Source organism: Paenibacillus wuxiensis, assembly GCF_040195695.1.
Taxonomy (GTDB): domain Bacteria; phylum Bacillota; class Bacilli; order Paenibacillales; family Paenibacillaceae; genus Paenibacillus_B; species Paenibacillus_B suaedae.
In genome coordinates this window covers 303,440-319,345 of record NZ_JBEFZI010000008.1, presented here as the reverse complement: position 1 = coordinate 319,345, position 15,906 = coordinate 303,440, and the positions used below count along the sequence as shown (strand labels likewise).

Sequence of the window (15,906 nt, the reverse complement as noted above, 5' to 3'; positions counted from 1 at the left end):
CAAACAAAAAGATATGATGGAGCAAAGAGAGCGCGATAAGGGGGGGATTCTGTTGAATTTAACTGAATTCGTTAACTGGAAGGGAATGCTGGGAAATAAAAGAGTTAAGGTAGTAAAGCATAAAACGGGCGAAGTAGATTTGGAAAGACTCAAGCAATTAGATCTCATTGAATTTTATCAATCGCTACAGAGCAGAGAAGTATTCCGGAATTGCGATTATATTCTGTCATTTATCGGTGAAAGTGATAATTTATTTATCTTCATGGGGGCTTATCAAGTACAGGGAGTCTCACCATTTAATCAAGCAAAACATGATGTACCTGATAATTTTCCATATCCTGATTTCCTAGCACAACCTTTACATCACTACACCTTGCGTAAGGTTTCATTTTTAGCGAAATACATAGATCGTCTTGTCATTCATGATCCCAATCGGATATGGCATCGTTGGTTGAGTGCAGGAGCACCTATTCCTATCTTTGAAATTAGGCCAGAAGGTTTTGCCAAGCCTTTTCACGGCTATGATGAAATTATGCTTCGTTATCATGAAATGAAGAAAATCATAGAACATCCGCATTCCAATCGGATATGGCACGATATGTTATCCCACGTAGCAGGAGTGTATCTAATTGTAGACCTAGTCGATGGATCACAGTATGTAGGAAGTGCCTATGGCAAGGATGGCATATTGGGGCGGTGGAAGGAGTACGCTAGAAATCCTAGTGGTGGAAATGTTAGACTTATGGCGCTTTTAGCACAAAATCCATCTCGCTATCATCAGTTTCAGTATACGATCTTGCAGACCCTTCCGAAGACGTTAACGATGCAGGAAGTGATCGATGTTGAAAATAAGTATAAGCTAAAACTTGGGACACGCGCTTTTGGTTTAAATTCGAATTAGATTGATCGAGCGACAGCAATAATCCCTTATAGAAGTTCAGGCGCCGGGCTTCCCAGACCGACGCTTGAGCTTATTTTCTTCTATAGAACTTTTCCCAATCTTTTATAACTTCTGCTTTAGTCAATTGTCGTTCCCTCAGACATCGGGATCTTTCCCATTCATGAATCGCCTGCTGCTTTGTTTTATAAAAGCGGTAGTCGCAAATATCCCAGGAACAGAACAACTTTCTGTACCGTTTTCCGTTTTGAACATCATCTGTAAAACGGCGTACAGCTTTGCTTGCCTGTCGTTTGCTCCAGCGGGTACCAGGTGTTTGGTGGTCTGTCCATACGGGTGATTTTTTCATACTATTGCTCATTCGGCTCTATTTTCCCTCCTTGTGGGGCTAGAGGCCGTCTAATTTCTTCATAATTTCACCTCTTCCAAGTTCGTATTGTTCTGTATATATAAACGCTATAGATAATCATATGTTTCTAAAGGTTTGAAATTTGAAAATACATTTTGGTGTTAGTCGAAGCTTCATGTTGTGGTTTCCTAAACAAATTGCACTTTTTACGGAATATAGGCATATGCTCAGGATATAATCAGAAACCCAAAGGAGAACCGCATGTATGTTCCGTGATATGAACAATCCGTGTAATCAATGGGTCAAGAAAAATATCCTGAAACAGCAGTATAACGAATTTTGTATTGTAAGCTATAGTTTCGAAGATACAGATAGATGTCTACTTACGAGTTCCACGAGTGAAGGGCCCTTTTATCTGAAGAACTCCATGATTCGAAAAGATGTTCGAGAAGACCAATATGGGGTTGACCTCTTACTTCGATTAAGAGTGGTTGATGTTAAGGGATGCAGACCCATCTGTGGATTGGCCGTTGATATTTGGAATAGTAACGCCTGTGGTGTTTATTCAGGATTTTCAGGGTACGAAAATAGTAGCTTCGCTCCAGGACAAACTGCCACACCGACAGACCATAAAACATTTCTACGTGGGCGCCAGTTTACAGACGTGAATGGCATGGTTGAGTTTCTGACCATAATTCCTGCTTGGTATCATCTTAGAACGCCTCATATTCACATCAAAATAATTGATGGTTTAAAAGAAATATTAACAACGCAATTATTTTTCCCTCAAGAGCTTACCTATGAAATTGAATCCTTGCCACCATACAATTCAAGACAGCTCAGTCCCTACATCAACGAAAATGATTTCGTTCTTACGCTGTCTCATGGGGTTCAAGGAGGGTGGCCTAAGTTTACGAAATGGGGAGAGAGATATTATATGGGGACGTTAACCATCGGAGTAGACTACGGTAACACGTTGATGCCATCGCCAAAATCCAATTAAGAACGATAGCCTGCCTTTTGGCGGGCTTTTGACGTTTTTAAACACAGCTGTCCCTCTACTTTTGGTAGGATTTAACTCGATAAATGTCGAAGTATGGTGAGAAGATGGGCAGGACGGTAAGGTTCGATTGAGAACCCCATACAAAGCTATTGGCAATATTCTTAATGTGAAGGAGTGGAAGAATGCGTACCAATAAATATTGGAAGTATTTTGATCGAGCGATGAAAGAGTACAAAAAACGTGTAATCTCAGATGAAGAAGTGAAAGAATTACGAGATGCTCGACTGAATGAAATGAAGGACTTAATTGACAAAAACGAACGAAACCGTTTAGCCGATCGCTTAAAAATGGGAATAGGCGTTCACCTTGAAATGAATGCAAAACATAGAATACTAAACGGGGAATCATCAGCATGGATTTTATTAGAGCAGCAACTTTTTTGGTTGATACAAATGATCAAAAGCAATCCAAGTAGAGGAAGTGTATCTGACAGACAAATAGGTGGGCTTATCGGGCTTTCCTTATTGTGGGGCTATGAAGATATTGCAGAGTTAACCTACAAATATGCAACGAATATGTTCACGAAAGATCGAGATTTTTATGCGGAAAATAAGACCCATCATGTTTTTATGACCTGCCTATATCACAAATGGAAAACGGGAGAAATGCCTGAATTGTTTGATATTTTACCGGAAGATCATGTCTATCAAAAGTTAATGCGCAGTTGGAACGATACAAATCATTTTGGAGAGCACCTATATGAATTATGTGATTTTCACATTTATAGTCTAAGCGACACGCCACATAAATTAAGTGAAATATTATCGTTTGACTGTATTCCTTACGATTATTATTGCATTCAATTCATAAGAGAAAAAGAGGGACTAGCTACCCCTAATATAGAACATCCGTTGCTTCAAACGCCTCTGGCTGCAATTCCAAAGGATAAACCAGGGTACAAACTTGATGAGGATGAGATTTTGCAATTCGTCATTCAAAATGAAAAAGTACCTGATTCGCAGCGCATCATACGTTAAACCTTCAACTGTTAGGTAGAAAAGGAGTGAGTGATATGAATGCAATGTTGTTGCTTGTGCAAAGGCTTGCATGTGATGTGGAAGAACAAATTTTCTCAGAGGTTTCATTAGCTTTAGAAAATCCAGAGGCCTATTTCGAGAAGTTCAAAGATCGTCTGGATGAAAGAGGGATCGATAGCCCGATTAATCAATTGGCATGGATTTCGTTGGTCGACGCACTTCTTGAACATGATTTGGCATTTGAAATCGATTGGAAAGAATCAGGTTTATACCTATGTGATATTGTTGATGAATTGCTTGATAGAAAGGAAATGGCGTGCATAAGCTGGGAAGATTTTGAGGATGGAGAACTTGATGAACTGCCAACATCTCAGTGTTTAAATGAAATTTCCAAAAGGCTAAGGGAAAAGGGTATCTCGTTGGCATGTTTGGATATCGAAAGTGACTGTTACGTTCTAATCACGGTTCCATCAACTGACATTAATGAAATTAAGGAGTTGGCACAAAAAGCAGGTTACAGAATTCAAGATTCTTTTGAAGTAGAGGATGAAGACGTAACTAAGATGAATGGCTTTTGTTCCTGAAAAAGAAAGGAATCATTTCTGAGTAGGAGGAGCGCTGCATGGATTTTTCAATAGTCTCAGATACTGCAGGTGCGAGAGTTGGCGATTTAGCAAGTGAATTAAGTAGTGCATTGGAATCTAACATAAACTCAAAATATGGTCATGTTGATGTCTCGATCGGGATAGCCTTTAGATGCTTGCCTGAGTCCTATGGAAGAAGGTCATTTATTAGATACACGAAAAAAGATAACTATCTGACAATCGATATTGCAGTCAAGGTAGAAGAATATGAAAAAATGTATAAAGTAGAGCAACGATATCATTTGGGAAATCTATTTTTAGAGTTCCTAAACACTGCGCTAAAGAAACACAACTTTGAAGGACTTGATAAAGAGATGTTCATAGATGACATTAAAATGTGGGCAAGAGAAATCCCATTGAAAATGGATAATGGTTCAACAAAATTGAACAATTGGTTTAAAGAAGAGATTGATTGGTCTGTAGATCTTGATAAATAAAGATAGTTTGATGCTGGCTTAATAGAGAAGAAATGAGGAGTTTACGATGAGTAAAGGATTTGAATCAAGTCCAGAGTTTAAAGCCATGATAAAAAGATCAGCTAGAGATCGATATATTTATTCCGTAAAACGTATTGCAGACTGGGAAGAGGCGTGGTCTTTGAAATTAAAGGATGGGTTTGTTACAACCTCAGATAAAGAGGGAAATCTGTCTATGCCGATTTGGCCATTTAAAGAATATGCTATGAAATGCATAGAAGATGAATGGGAGAACTGTCAAGCACAAAAAATACGTTTAGATATACTCTTAGATGAGATATTGCCTAACCTGTCAGAAGAGGGAACGCATATAGTTGTATTCAAAGTTCCGGAAGATCCAGACGTTGTGAGAGTATCTGCGGATGATTTTAAAAATAATTTGTTGTATGAATGTTCTCAATATGAATAATATATTTACCCGACTTCTAATGCTACAAGTTAAGTAAGAAAGGAAGTGAAAGAATGCGCACTAATAAATATTGGAAGTACTTTGATCGTGCAATGAAAGAGTACAAAAAACGAGAAATCTCAGACGAAGAAGTGAAAGAATTACGAGATAATAGAATGAATGAAATGAAGGACTTAATTGACAAAAACGAACGAAATCGTTTAGCGGATCGCTTAAAAATGGGAATAGGTGTTCACCTTGAAATGAATGCAAAACATAGAATACTAAATGGGGAACCATCAGCATGGATTTTATTAGAGCAGCAACTTTTTTGGCTGATTCAATTGATCAAAAGCAATCCTAGTAGAGGAAGTGTATCGGACAGTCAAATAGGAGGGCTTATCGGGCTATCCTTATTGTGGGGTTATGAAGATATTGCAGAGCTAACCTACAAATATGCAACGAATATGTTCACGAAAGATCGAGATTTTTATGCCGAGAATAATACGCATCATGTCTTTATGACATGCCTATATCACAAATGGAAAACGGGAGACATGCCTGAATTGTTTGATATTTTACTAGAAGATCATGTCTACCACAAATTAATGAGCAGTTGGAACGATACAAATCATTTTGGAGAGCATCTGTATGAATTATGTGATTTTCACATCTATAGTCTAAGCGACACGCCAGATAAATCATGTGAAATTTTATCGTTTGACTGTATTCCTTACGATTATTATTGCATTCGATTCATTAGAGAAAAAGAGGGACTAGCTACCCCTAATATAGAGCATCCGTTGCTTCAAACACCTCTGACCGAAATTCCAAAGGATAAACCAGGGTACAAAATTGATGAGGATGAGATATTGCAATTCGTAATTCAAAATGAAAAAGTGCCTGATTCGCAGCGAATGATACGTTAAAGGCATTTCATTGTGAAATTCAAAGAATCAAATTTCTTCAGAAGTTTAATCTGAGACTGTGTTCATGCAGCACGGTCGTCTTTGAGAAGGATGTGAGCGAACAAGATGAACTGGGAGCGATATTTGCTGGACGAGAAATCTCCTGTCTCCTATTATGCTCATTTGGGCGTTATGGAGGGGACGCGGAGAGTAGAGAACTTTGATCTTGCTACATTGGAAGAAGATACACGGATTGTTGACTTATTTACGCCTCTGAAAAAATATAAGAAGCAATATGTGAATTATGATTCGCTGGTCGGTAATCAAATGGTAGAAGGGATTTACCTTACTGATCTAGATGAAGAACGATTACGAATATTTTCTACATTGCCGAATTTAAAGTACTTGCAAATTTCCTCTGGAAAAATGGGGGACCTCCCCAATTTGTCATGTTTACATAGCTTAGAAGTGTTGATTCTGGCAAATTTGCCTCAAGTAAAAGATTTGAATTTTCTGATAGGGTTACAGAACCTGAAAACCTTATATATCTATGGTATGAATCACTTGTACGATTTAACGGCTCTTGCCACTTTATCGAATATAAAGGAATTAAGTCTTAATCATGGACGAATGAGTGGGACGGGAAAGCCAGTTAAAAGCTTTGAGCCTGTTGGAGAATTAATGGAATTGGAGTATTTATCATTGATGCTGGCATTAGAGAATAAGAGCCGAGATATTACGCCTATTCTAAAATTGAAAAATATAAGGAAACTTCATCTATTGCCGCGACACACAAAGGGAATGAAGGAAACCATTACAGCCAGTTTTCCAAATTTGCTGAACAAACAAGACTTCGAATAGGAAAAGAACAGAAGTGAAGAACTGATGTACATGGAGCGATACATATACAACATGCAAGTAAATTTGAGATTAAAGGAGTAATTATGAAGATAATAGAGATTATTCAGAAAATTGAACAGGATAGTAATTGCAGACTTGTGAAGCGGACTACAGATTTCACAAATGAATTCGCTCTTCCAGAAGATTTGAATTATTTCTTTAGCCATTATGATTCCTTGCAAATGTTCTCAGATAAGCCCTATGGGATAAAAATAGTTTCTTCAAATGAGTTTATTCCAACTAGTAAGAGGCTTTACCCAGTGGATGATGTTATTTGGGAGGAACTCGAAGGAGATATTAGTAATGAGTGGTATCTTATTGCTGAATCTGAACAAATAAACCAGTACATTAGCATTGACTTAAGCGATTCTCATTTAGGCTATTGCTATGATAGTTTTTTGGAAACCCATGCAACACCAGGGGATAGTCAGATTATTGCTAAAAGCTTTACGGAGCTGTTAGAGCATTTATACGCTAGTAAAGGTGAAAATTGGTTTTGGTTGGCTGACAATTTCGAGTCGTATGGGGATGCTTATGATGGCAGGTAACTGTAAAAAACATCAACAATAAAGTCTGCACAAAAACGAGCCTTTAGCATCGCTTCTAAGGCTCGTTTTGCGTTTCGGCTTCCATTTTACGGGAGGGATGGATTCAGTTCATATAAAGCAAAAATAAAATGGAGGAATAATTTAATATTGTTTATAAAATAAGAGGAAATATCCTTCCTTGAATGTGAGTTGTCTGTTATGATCAAGAGGAATACCCTATAACGATTGTTGGAGGTGATGCTTGTAGAAAACTCGGCATAAAAATAGATTTATAGATGAGATTAGTTGTACATAAGATGGAGTGCTTGGGAAGCTGTTTTTTCATGAACCCATGGGGAGGTTTGAAAATGAGATTAAAGAATACGCTGTCTTTCATCTTATGTTTTGCTCTCATTTTTTCAGGGACGACGTTGACTGTGTTGGCCAATGAAGCTATCACGGCGAAAGCTGCAAATGGCAATACCATCAGCATTACAGCAGTGAATCGAGCCATCGGAGCTTCAGATGAAATGATTCTATTTACCCGAGAAAATAGTAGTAAGCTTACAGATTCGAACCCTTATGCGGCTGCTGCAGTCGTGGACTACCATGAAGGCACTTACAGTGTTACGGACGTCACTTATCGTGAAGGTGCTGTACAAATACCGACGAATGGTTTTGTACTGTTTGGTCACGGATCGAGTGAACAGTGGATTAAAGACAATATGAGTCCGGGAGACCCGGTTGAGATTGTTGGCTACACGTTGCCTGCACCGGTAGTCGGAGGTCCGAAGCTCATCACAGAGCAGGGCACCATACCAATCGACGCTGTTGATCAGGATCAACCGGCGAACACCATTGCCGTCTATACACGTCATTTTGGTGAGATGACAAGACCATTCTCTGAAGATACCGTTCAATATATCATCACCAATGATGTGTCGGTCGTGAAAAGCACATATGGTGTTCATGGTCAGAGCGGCACCTACATTCCTGCGAACGGTTATGTCATTTCGGCTTCTGGCAACGCTGCGTCATCTTTGAATTTGGAGGTGGGACAGTCCGTACAAGCGATTAACGTAGATATTCCTATTCTGCCTAGCAAGTATTTGAAAGTGAATGGTATTGCGGTAGGCATTGATAAAATAAATGGGCCGCGTGGAGCGGGAGAAGTGGTGTTGTACCAGCCTACTTATGGCGCAACCACCAATCAGAATGCTTGGGGAATGGAGCTTACAGTCGTTGGCAATAAGGTAGCCAACGTTGTGGCAATTGTATACGATCCCAACACAGGGGCTTACCTTGATAACAACTCCTCCATTCCAGCGGATGGATATGTACTGTCGATTCAATCGACAAGTCCATTCTATAACCAACTAGCGGGTCAAGTTCGTATCGGCGCAGAGGTTGAGCTCGTGACGGATAGTTTAATTTACCAAGCGGCTAGAACTTCGTTTGATGCATTTAATCCGAAAGTAAAAGAAGATAATCCCGGAGGCTGGGACAATGTTGGCAATGTGCCTTATCCAGGATTTCGTGGATCGAATCAGTTGATCGTCTATGATCGTAATTATGGCACGGAGACTGGCACGAACCCATGGGGCAATGAAGTGATTGTTAATGCGGACGGATATGTGACGAACAATGGCGGGAACAACAGTAAAATTCCTGAAGGCGGCTATGTATTATCCGGTCATGGGGTTAAAAACACATGGTTAAAGAACAATGCACTGGTCGGAGCCAAATTGAGTCTGGATTTTGTTAAAAAAGAAGTGTTGGTTATTTTTACGCCGGAATCTTACTTAGATAAAGCCTCGATAAGTATCGATAGCGCAGAGAAGGCGCTCCAGTTATCTAAGAATCAATTTATGGATGTGCCTTATGCCGATATTGAACAGAAGATTGTAGAAGCGAAGGGCGTTTATGAGTTGGTCAAACAGCGCTTAAATGAAAGCGGTACCAACGGGTTGATGGATCTACTGAATGACTTGGATCAGAAAGTTACGGAAGCAAGTTACATGAATTTTGAATCTCCGAAAGTACAGACTCGAGGTCTCTGGATGAGGCCGAAGGAAAAGAACGTGGAGCAGGTTCGAGATCATGTGAAGAAAATCAAAGAGACCGGTATTAATGCCATCTATCTAGAAACGTGGTGGAATGGATATACCACTTGGCCAACGTCTTTGCCAGATACCGAATTAAATCCTTTGTATGAAGGCTTCGATGTACTTGGAGCATTTATTGAGGAAGGCAAAAAACAGGGGATTGAAATTCATGCCTGGGTGGAGAATTTCTTTGTCGGCGGGCCGGTTGTGGTGAATCATCCCGATTGGCTTATGAAAAGCAGAAAAGGTATTGATTATGAAGAAGGCAGTCACAATGCCAAGTGGTATTGGCTTAATCCAGCACTCCCGCAAGCTAGAGATTTCGTTGCTTCTGTATACGATGAACTCGTCACGAAATATGACATAGCTTCGCTGCATTTGGATTATGCGAGGTATCCAGGATCCGGAGATTACACGAATGATTTTGGTTACGACATGTATACCCGCGATTTGTTCAGCGAGAAATACGGCGTTGATCCGCTTGACCTTCATCCAGGAGATCGTTACTGGGATGAGTGGCTGCAATTCCGTGCGGACATGATCAATACCTGGGTCGTTCGGGTAGTTAACGAGGCGCATCAGATCAAACCAAACCTACAAATTACAACTGCGGTATGGCCAAACTATGAGGAAGCGCCGAAATCGCACGCACAAGAAGCGAAATACTGGTTGGATCATAATTTGATCGATCACTTGTTCCATATGTCTTATGCACCAGGTTCGGAATTAACGGTAACGGACTTGAGAAACTCGATGGCATTAGCGGGAGACAATGCATTCGTCTCATCGGGTCTAGACACATTCCAAGGCAATCCTACATCGGCTGTTGTGGATCAAATTACCGAAGCGACAAAGAATGATGGAGCTGGAGCCGCATTATTTGAATACGAAGGACTATTTAATTATAAGTATGACAAGGTGCTGAAGATTGGGTTGTATCGTAATAAGGCAATTTTGCCTCAATATGATACGACCAAGCCTCTAGCGACCGTGATGGAAGAAATGATCCGTAAAATCAATGAGATTTACGTTCCTTTCCAAGGGATGAGCCATAAGGATGGCAAGAAACTAATACAGAAACTTGAATCCGCTGTAAAAGATCTACACGTGAATCCCACTATGACAGATGAGACTGCAAGTGACGTGAAACAGAAGATCGACAGCATAAGCAAACTTCTAGCAAGCAGCTCGATTCATAAAGAAGTAAAGAATCGAATGAAGCGTGATTTGGACTATGGAAGCAGAATGATAGACATCTATTTCTCCAAAACAGCGAAAACGCAATTAAGTAAATTGACGGTGAGCTCGGGGAAGAAGGTAATGAAGGTAACACCTTCCTTCACACCATCGACGTATGATTACAAGGTAAAGGTCGGGCATTCAGTTACGGAGCTAAATATTACGGCGAGTACAAGGAATCAGAATTCAGTTATTTCCGTGGGTGGCAAGCATATTGAAAATGATGCGGTCATTCCCGTACCACTTCAAGTGGGTTCGAATCTGGTTACGTTACAAGTGATGTCCGAAGATGGACGAATGAAAAACTACACGGTGACGATTCAGCGCGCTGGTAATGATAGAGGGAACTACGAAGAATAACGACAGAGTCGAAACTGCAATATTTAGGCTTCATCAATTTCTAATGAATTCACGGGGTGTCGCAGATCGATTTTGGCACCCCGAATTTTTTAGTTTTTGTAAAACCGAGTGCTATATCAGCACATGAAGAATATAATCTCCAATTATTCTAAAAATAGTGGAGAAATTGTTTAATGCGTGCTACAATGAACATGCAAGAAGGGAAAAGGTGGCAGGAACGACTCTTATTCCGAAACAACTCATGGATTGGAGCAATTACAGATATAGCGTAGAATAATAAGGCTTTTTTGTAAGCGCTACCGTTTTCGGACTTATAGTCATTTCTTCTCCTAGCTTTGAGAGAGAGTTTATAAAGAAGAGAGGGTGTTGTGGCATGAGTTTCAAAGGTAGAAAGTTGATTTCATTACTATTGGCATCAATGATGATGGTGGGGTTATTGGCGGCTTGTGGTTCGGATTCATCGAGCAACAAGGGGGCTGCTTCAAGTGGAAACAACAATAGCGAGAAGCCCGCGGAACAAGTCACGGTAGAATTCTGGACAATCTCATTGCAGCCGACCTTCAATGATTACTTCAACAAATTGATTGCGGATTATGAAGCGAAGAATCCGAATGTCAAGATAGATTGGAAGGACTACCCTTACGATGCTGTACTGAACAAGCTCATGACGAATATTGCTGGCGGTAATGCGCCAGATGTGGTGAACCTTAATACGGAGCTGGCCAATCAGATGGGAACCAAGGATGCATTGGTTGACTTCAACCAAGAGCTGACAGCGGACCAGAAGGCAGCATATTTCCAAGGAATCTACTCCTCAACAGAAATGAACGGCAAAGCGTTCGCACTCCCTTGGTACACTGGATTGCCTGTCCTATTCATGAATAAGGATCTGGTGGTGAAAGCTGGACTGAATCCGGACAATCCGCCGAAGACGAAACAGGAATTGAACGAATGGGGTCGCAAGATCAAAGAGAAAACCGGCGCCTACGGCTACATATTCACGATGGAAGCACGGACTCTGTTAGAAGAGAACCTGCCGTTCCTGACTGAGGATTATAAGAAGGCAGCTTTTAATACACCGGAAGTGGAAGCGTATGTCAATGAGAATGTACAACTGTTAAAAGACGGCGTCATTCCAAAAGACATTATCAACTACGATAAACAAGTGCAATACTTCGCGAGTGAGCAAGTAGCCATGTCTTTATCCAGCTCGCCATTTATTAACAAGATCAAGACAGCCGCGCCGGATGTATACAACAAAATGCTTGCCGTTCCAAGTCCGGTTGGCAAAGCGGGCATCCGCTATTCCAACACGATGAACATCGTCGTGCCTTCGGCAACATCTCATAAGAAAGAAGCGGTTGACTTCGCTGTATTCGTCACGAATGCGGCCAATCAGGTGGAATTCTCCAAGATCGCTAATACATTGCCTTCCACGGTAGAGAGTGCCAAAGATCCATTCTTCTCGGAGAATGACGGAACTCTAGAAGGGGTGGCTAAGACCGTATCTGCAGTCAGCCTTGATAAAGCTGAGGATTTCTACATCGGCGTTGAGAGTGCTAAAGACGTTAATCAGACCATCACCAAAGCATTGCAGGAAATTTATTTGAACGGTGCTGACGTGAAGAAGACATTGACTACGGCAGAGAGCGATGTTAACAAAATCTTGGGCAACTAAATACTTCAAATTGGGCAGGCTTGTCCTGCCCGATTCTCTTATATATAGAACTATCTTTAATAAAGGTGGTGGAGGAGTACTATCATGAAAAAGAAAAAGACATCCTTCTTTGCTAGATTCGGCAAGTCAGAAGCGGCAGTGGCTTGGCTCTTCATGACACCGGGTTTGATTCTACTGGCCCTATTTGTCTTCTGGCCGATTATTTATAGCGTACCGCTGGCGCTGACGAATTACTCCGTCATAGGCAAGACCGAGTTTGTTGGCTTGGATAACTTCGTTAAGGCGTTGCAGGATAAGAGCTTCATCACGTCACTGCTCAACTCATTGCTATACGTCATTGTTGTACCATTTATTCAGATTATATCTATACTTATGGCGATTCTAGTCAACAGCAATGTCAAAGGCATTAAATTATTTCGTACGGCTTATTACATCCCCGTAGTTACTTCTATGGTCGCGGTAGCGCTTATTTGGGGCTGGCTGCTCAACCAGAATGGGGTCATAAACTATGTGCTGTCCAATGTAGGGTTAATGAAAGAGAAAATTACCTGGCTGTCCGACAAAGATACAGCACTGTGGACACTGATGTTCATTACGATGTGGAAGGGCCTTGGCTACTATATGATGATTTATTTGGCCGGATTGCAATCCGTTCCGAAGGATCTGACAGAGGCTGCGATGATTGATGGCGCGAGCCGGGCGCAGACGATTCGTAAAATTACAATTCCGCTGTTGAGGCCGTATGTCTTTTTCTGCACGCTTATTTCACTAATGGCGGCAATCCGTGTGTTCGATGAAGTGTTCATCCTGACGATGGGTGGACCAGGGGATGCTACCTTAACATCGAGCTTGTATATTTATCAGCAGGGTTTCCAGCAATTTAATTTCGGCTACTCTTCGGCACTTGGCTTAATTGTCAGCGTCATGATTGGTGCGCTTAGTATCGTCATCTTCAGATTCAACCGGAAGGGTGGTGTCAATCCATATTAATGGATGCATGATATGAGAAAAAAACCACTTCGATTAGTGAAATTATTATTGTTGTATGGAGCCTTGATTCTGTTTGCCATTTTTATGATGGGACCATTCCTATGGATATTAAGTGTGTCGCTCATGCCTGGCAAGAATGTGTTCAGCTCTCCGCCGGCGATCTTCCCGACATTTATCGACTTTGATAATTACGTCCAAGTGTGGAATTACATGGACTTTCCAAGATACCTAATGAATACCGTTATCATTGCGCTGATGGGCGTTGTAATGAACATCTTCTTTTCTTGTCTTACAGCCTATCCGCTTGCCGTATTCCGTTTCAAAGGCCGGGATCTAATCTTTACACTACTGATAGCGACGATGATTATTCCCGCTGCAGCCGGCATGGTAGTTAACTATTTGACGGTAAAAGCACTAGGCTTGATGGGCGGGTTTCTTGCAGTCGTGCTTCCTTCAGCGGTTACCGTGTTCAACGTATTCCTAATGAGACAGGCGTTTATGGGCATGCCGCATGAGCTGCGCGATTCCGGCAAAGTGGACGGTGCCAGCGAATTTCGTATTTGGCTGCAATTGGCGCTGCCAATTGTGAAGCCGGCGATCGCCGTTATTGGTCTATTGGAGTTCATGGGGATGTGGAATAGCTTCCTCTGGCCGATGATTGTACTTAATGATACGAAGCAGTATCCAATCGCGTCCGCGCTCAGCTTTTTAAATGGCCAATTTTCCTATAATTTTGGCTGGATTGCCGCCGGAACCGTTATTTCGGTTATACCGATTATCATCGTGTTCCTGTGCACCCAGAAATATTACATGGAAGGTGTATCCGGAGCAGTTAAAGGATAGGAGGACACGACTCACATGAGAAAAATTATATATATTCCGCTGGACGAGCGTCCGTGCAATTACGAATTTCCGGCACTTCTTGCCGCGGGAACGGATTATTATGTCGTTCGTCCGGATTTGAGCATGATGGGGCTGAAGAAGCGCCCTGGAGACATCGAACAGCTATGGGCCTGGCTATTCGAGCAGGCGCGCGATGCAGACGGAGCGATTGTGGCCTTGGACACATTGCTATACGGAGGAATCATCCCCTCGCGGCTGCATGAGATGACGGAGGAACAATGCGGGGAGCAATTGGAGAAGCTCCGTCAATTGAAGCGGATCAACCCGGCTTTGCATGTATTTGCTTATCAGCTCATTATGCGCTGCCCGCGCTATTCCAGCAGTGATGAAGAACCGGATTATTACGAGAATTGGGGCAGGGAGATTTTCCGGCGCGGATATATCCGCCACCGGTTGGAGCTGGGCATCGCGACAGAAGAAGAGCAACATGAATTGCAGCAGATTGAGGGCGTTTTGCCTGAATCCATGTGGCAGGACTACACAGAGCGCCGTGCTGTTAATTTAACAGCGAATAAGAGAGCAATCGAACTGGTGCAGGACGGGGCCGTCGATTTCATGATCATCCCACAGGATGACTCGGCTCCTTATGGCCTGACTGCGGTGGATCAGCAGCACGTTCGCGAGCATGTCAAGAAGTGTCAGCAGCAGCTGTCCGTCTATATGTATCCCGGGGCCGACGAAGTGGGGTGTACACTACTTGCCCGCATGATCAATCATTTTGAGCGTCGCAAGCCACGGGTGCATGTTCATTTTGCCAGTGTGCAAGGGCCGTTAGTGATACCTCTGTATGAAGACCGCGTACTCTATGAATCGGTCAAATATCAGATTATGGCGGCCGGAGGACTAATGTCGCCTTCCCTGGCAGAAGCCGATATGGCCCTATGCATCAATTCACCCGGCGAGAGCATGATGGAGTCGAATGATCAAGGGCAGCCATCTTTAGGGTATCAGGTATACCGGAATCTAGTTGAACTGGTAGAGATGGCTGATGATATTGTTCATCGTCTCGGCAAGCCTTGTGTTATCGCCGATGTAGCCTATGCCAACGGAGCAGATCTTGAACTGCTGCAGCTGCTTCGCGATAAGAAGCTATTGTTCGAATTGGCCGGTTATGCAGGCTGGAATACAAGTGGCAACACGCTCGGAACTTGCATTGCTCAAGGTATGATCTATGCCGTGAATGGCAATACGCCGCAGCATCGCGATTTCCTGTCACTGCGCTATGTCGAGGATGGGGGCTATTGTGCCTTCGTACGCAGGGATGTAAGCGATCGAGTGCTGCCTGGTACGGGATACAATTATTTCTCGATCGACGGACAGCGGGGACAAATCGCCGAGCAGGTCAGAGCTGGATTGACTCGGTTCATCGAGCAGCACTTGTATAGTCCAGAGAATAATTATGAGATTGTGATCGACGATTGCTATATGCCTTGGAGTCGGATGTTTGAGGTCGGATTGAAGACCCATGTCCGTGATACGAAGCAAGGACAATAAAGTACGC

The 15,906-nt window shown here is 42.2% G+C and carries 15 protein-coding genes; 14 read left to right on the top strand and 1 reads right to left on the bottom strand.

The window, feature by feature from the left end:
* The first annotated feature begins 52 nt into the window (after positions 1–52).
* A complete protein-coding gene (locus ABN764_RS20245) occupies positions 53–901 on the top strand; it encodes a GIY-YIG nuclease family protein (RefSeq protein ID WP_446672905.1) in 849 nt (282 codons plus the stop codon).
* A 70-nt stretch (positions 902–971) separates the two neighbouring features.
* Here ABN764_RS20245 and ABN764_RS20240 read toward each other — a convergent pair whose 3' ends face one another.
* Positions 972–1,259, bottom strand: a complete 288-nt coding sequence (locus ABN764_RS20240; protein ID WP_446672904.1) for a hypothetical protein — start codon at positions 1,257–1,259, stop codon at positions 972–974.
* Between the two features lie 253 nt (positions 1,260–1,512).
* Between ABN764_RS20240 and ABN764_RS20235 the strand changes: the two genes are divergently transcribed.
* The 13 genes from ABN764_RS20235 to ABN764_RS20175 all read left to right on the top strand — a co-directional run bounded on the left by ABN764_RS20235 (position 1,513) and on the right by ABN764_RS20175 (position 15,899).
* A complete protein-coding gene (locus ABN764_RS20235) occupies positions 1,513–2,250 on the top strand; it encodes an intradiol ring-cleavage dioxygenase (protein WP_090513406.1) in 738 nt (245 codons plus the stop codon).
* Between the two features lie 182 nt (positions 2,251–2,432).
* Positions 2,433–3,287 (top strand): hypothetical protein, encoded by an 855-nt coding sequence (locus ABN764_RS20230; RefSeq protein ID WP_446672903.1) that lies wholly within the window; start codon positions 2,433–2,435, stop codon positions 3,285–3,287.
* Between the two features lie 35 nt (positions 3,288–3,322).
* Complete coding sequence (locus ABN764_RS20225) at positions 3,323–3,871, top strand: DUF6630 family protein (RefSeq protein ID WP_446672902.1); 549 nt, start codon at positions 3,323–3,325, stop codon at positions 3,869–3,871.
* Positions 3,872–3,909: 38 nt separating this feature from the next.
* Positions 3,910–4,368, top strand: coding sequence for an Imm44 family immunity protein (locus ABN764_RS20220; RefSeq protein WP_446672901.1), 459 nt, complete (start codon positions 3,910–3,912; stop codon positions 4,366–4,368).
* A 46-nt stretch (positions 4,369–4,414) separates the two neighbouring features.
* A complete protein-coding gene (locus ABN764_RS20215; RefSeq protein WP_446672900.1) occupies positions 4,415–4,816 on the top strand; it encodes a DUF2750 domain-containing protein in 402 nt (133 codons plus the stop codon).
* A gap of 53 nt (positions 4,817–4,869) precedes the next feature.
* A complete protein-coding gene (locus tag ABN764_RS20210; protein ID WP_446672899.1) occupies positions 4,870–5,724 on the top strand; it encodes a hypothetical protein in 855 nt (284 codons plus the stop codon).
* A 105-nt stretch (positions 5,725–5,829) separates the two neighbouring features.
* Positions 5,830–6,564, top strand: a complete 735-nt coding sequence (locus ABN764_RS20205; protein ID WP_268624947.1) for a leucine-rich repeat domain-containing protein — start codon at positions 5,830–5,832, stop codon at positions 6,562–6,564.
* 83 nt (positions 6,565–6,647) lie between these two features.
* Positions 6,648–7,151, top strand: coding sequence for an SMI1/KNR4 family protein (locus ABN764_RS20200; protein ID WP_268624948.1), 504 nt, complete (start codon positions 6,648–6,650; stop codon positions 7,149–7,151).
* A gap of 347 nt (positions 7,152–7,498) precedes the next feature.
* Positions 7,499–10,834 carry a family 10 glycosylhydrolase gene (locus ABN764_RS20195; RefSeq protein ID WP_446672898.1) on the top strand — a complete coding sequence of 1,112 codons (3,336 nt, stop codon included), beginning with the start codon at positions 7,499–7,501 and terminating at the stop codon, positions 10,832–10,834.
* A gap of 373 nt (positions 10,835–11,207) precedes the next feature.
* Entirely contained in the window at positions 11,208–12,512 is a 1,305-nt protein-coding gene (locus ABN764_RS20190) for an ABC transporter substrate-binding protein (RefSeq protein ID WP_268624950.1), read from the top strand.
* An 84-nt stretch (positions 12,513–12,596) separates the two neighbouring features.
* Positions 12,597–13,502: a carbohydrate ABC transporter permease gene (locus ABN764_RS20185; protein ID WP_446672897.1), complete on the top strand. Its 906-nt coding sequence runs from the start codon at positions 12,597–12,599 to the stop codon at positions 13,500–13,502.
* A gap of 12 nt (positions 13,503–13,514) precedes the next feature.
* The gene (locus ABN764_RS20180; RefSeq protein WP_065292848.1) at positions 13,515–14,345 is read left to right on the top strand and encodes a carbohydrate ABC transporter permease; all 831 of its coding nucleotides are present in this window, start codon (positions 13,515–13,517) and stop codon (positions 14,343–14,345) included.
* A gap of 15 nt (positions 14,346–14,360) precedes the next feature.
* Positions 14,361–15,899 carry a DUF4127 family protein gene (locus ABN764_RS20175; protein ID WP_446672896.1) on the top strand — a complete coding sequence of 513 codons (1,539 nt, stop codon included), beginning with the start codon at positions 14,361–14,363 and terminating at the stop codon, positions 15,897–15,899.
* The last annotated feature ends 7 nt before the right edge of the window (positions 15,900–15,906 follow it).

Coding starts and splice junctions, on each gene's coding strand:
- ABN764_RS20235 (WP_090513406.1), top strand. CDS start 1,513: ATGTTCCGTGATATGAACAATCCGTGTAATCAATGGGTCAAGAAAAAT.
- ABN764_RS20230 (WP_446672903.1), top strand. CDS start 2,433: ATGCGTACCAATAAATATTGGAAGTATTTTGATCGAGCGATGAAAGAG.
- ABN764_RS20195 (WP_446672898.1), top strand. CDS start 7,499: ATGAGATTAAAGAATACGCTGTCTTTCATCTTATGTTTTGCTCTCATT.
- ABN764_RS20220 (WP_446672901.1), top strand. CDS start 3,910: ATGGATTTTTCAATAGTCTCAGATACTGCAGGTGCGAGAGTTGGCGAT.
- ABN764_RS20175 (WP_446672896.1), top strand. CDS start 14,361: ATGAGAAAAATTATATATATTCCGCTGGACGAGCGTCCGTGCAATTAC.
- ABN764_RS20190 (WP_268624950.1), top strand. CDS start 11,208: ATGAGTTTCAAAGGTAGAAAGTTGATTTCATTACTATTGGCATCAATG.
- ABN764_RS20215 (WP_446672900.1), top strand. CDS start 4,415: ATGAGTAAAGGATTTGAATCAAGTCCAGAGTTTAAAGCCATGATAAAA.
- ABN764_RS20180 (WP_065292848.1), top strand. CDS start 13,515: ATGAGAAAAAAACCACTTCGATTAGTGAAATTATTATTGTTGTATGGA.
- ABN764_RS20185 (WP_446672897.1), top strand. CDS start 12,597: ATGAAAAAGAAAAAGACATCCTTCTTTGCTAGATTCGGCAAGTCAGAA.
- ABN764_RS20205 (WP_268624947.1), top strand. CDS start 5,830: ATGAACTGGGAGCGATATTTGCTGGACGAGAAATCTCCTGTCTCCTAT.
- ABN764_RS20240 (WP_446672904.1), bottom strand. CDS start 1,259: ATGAGCAATAGTATGAAAAAATCACCCGTATGGACAGACCACCAAACA.
- ABN764_RS20200 (WP_268624948.1), top strand. CDS start 6,648: ATGAAGATAATAGAGATTATTCAGAAAATTGAACAGGATAGTAATTGC.
- ABN764_RS20210 (WP_446672899.1), top strand. CDS start 4,870: ATGCGCACTAATAAATATTGGAAGTACTTTGATCGTGCAATGAAAGAG.
- ABN764_RS20225 (WP_446672902.1), top strand. CDS start 3,323: ATGAATGCAATGTTGTTGCTTGTGCAAAGGCTTGCATGTGATGTGGAA.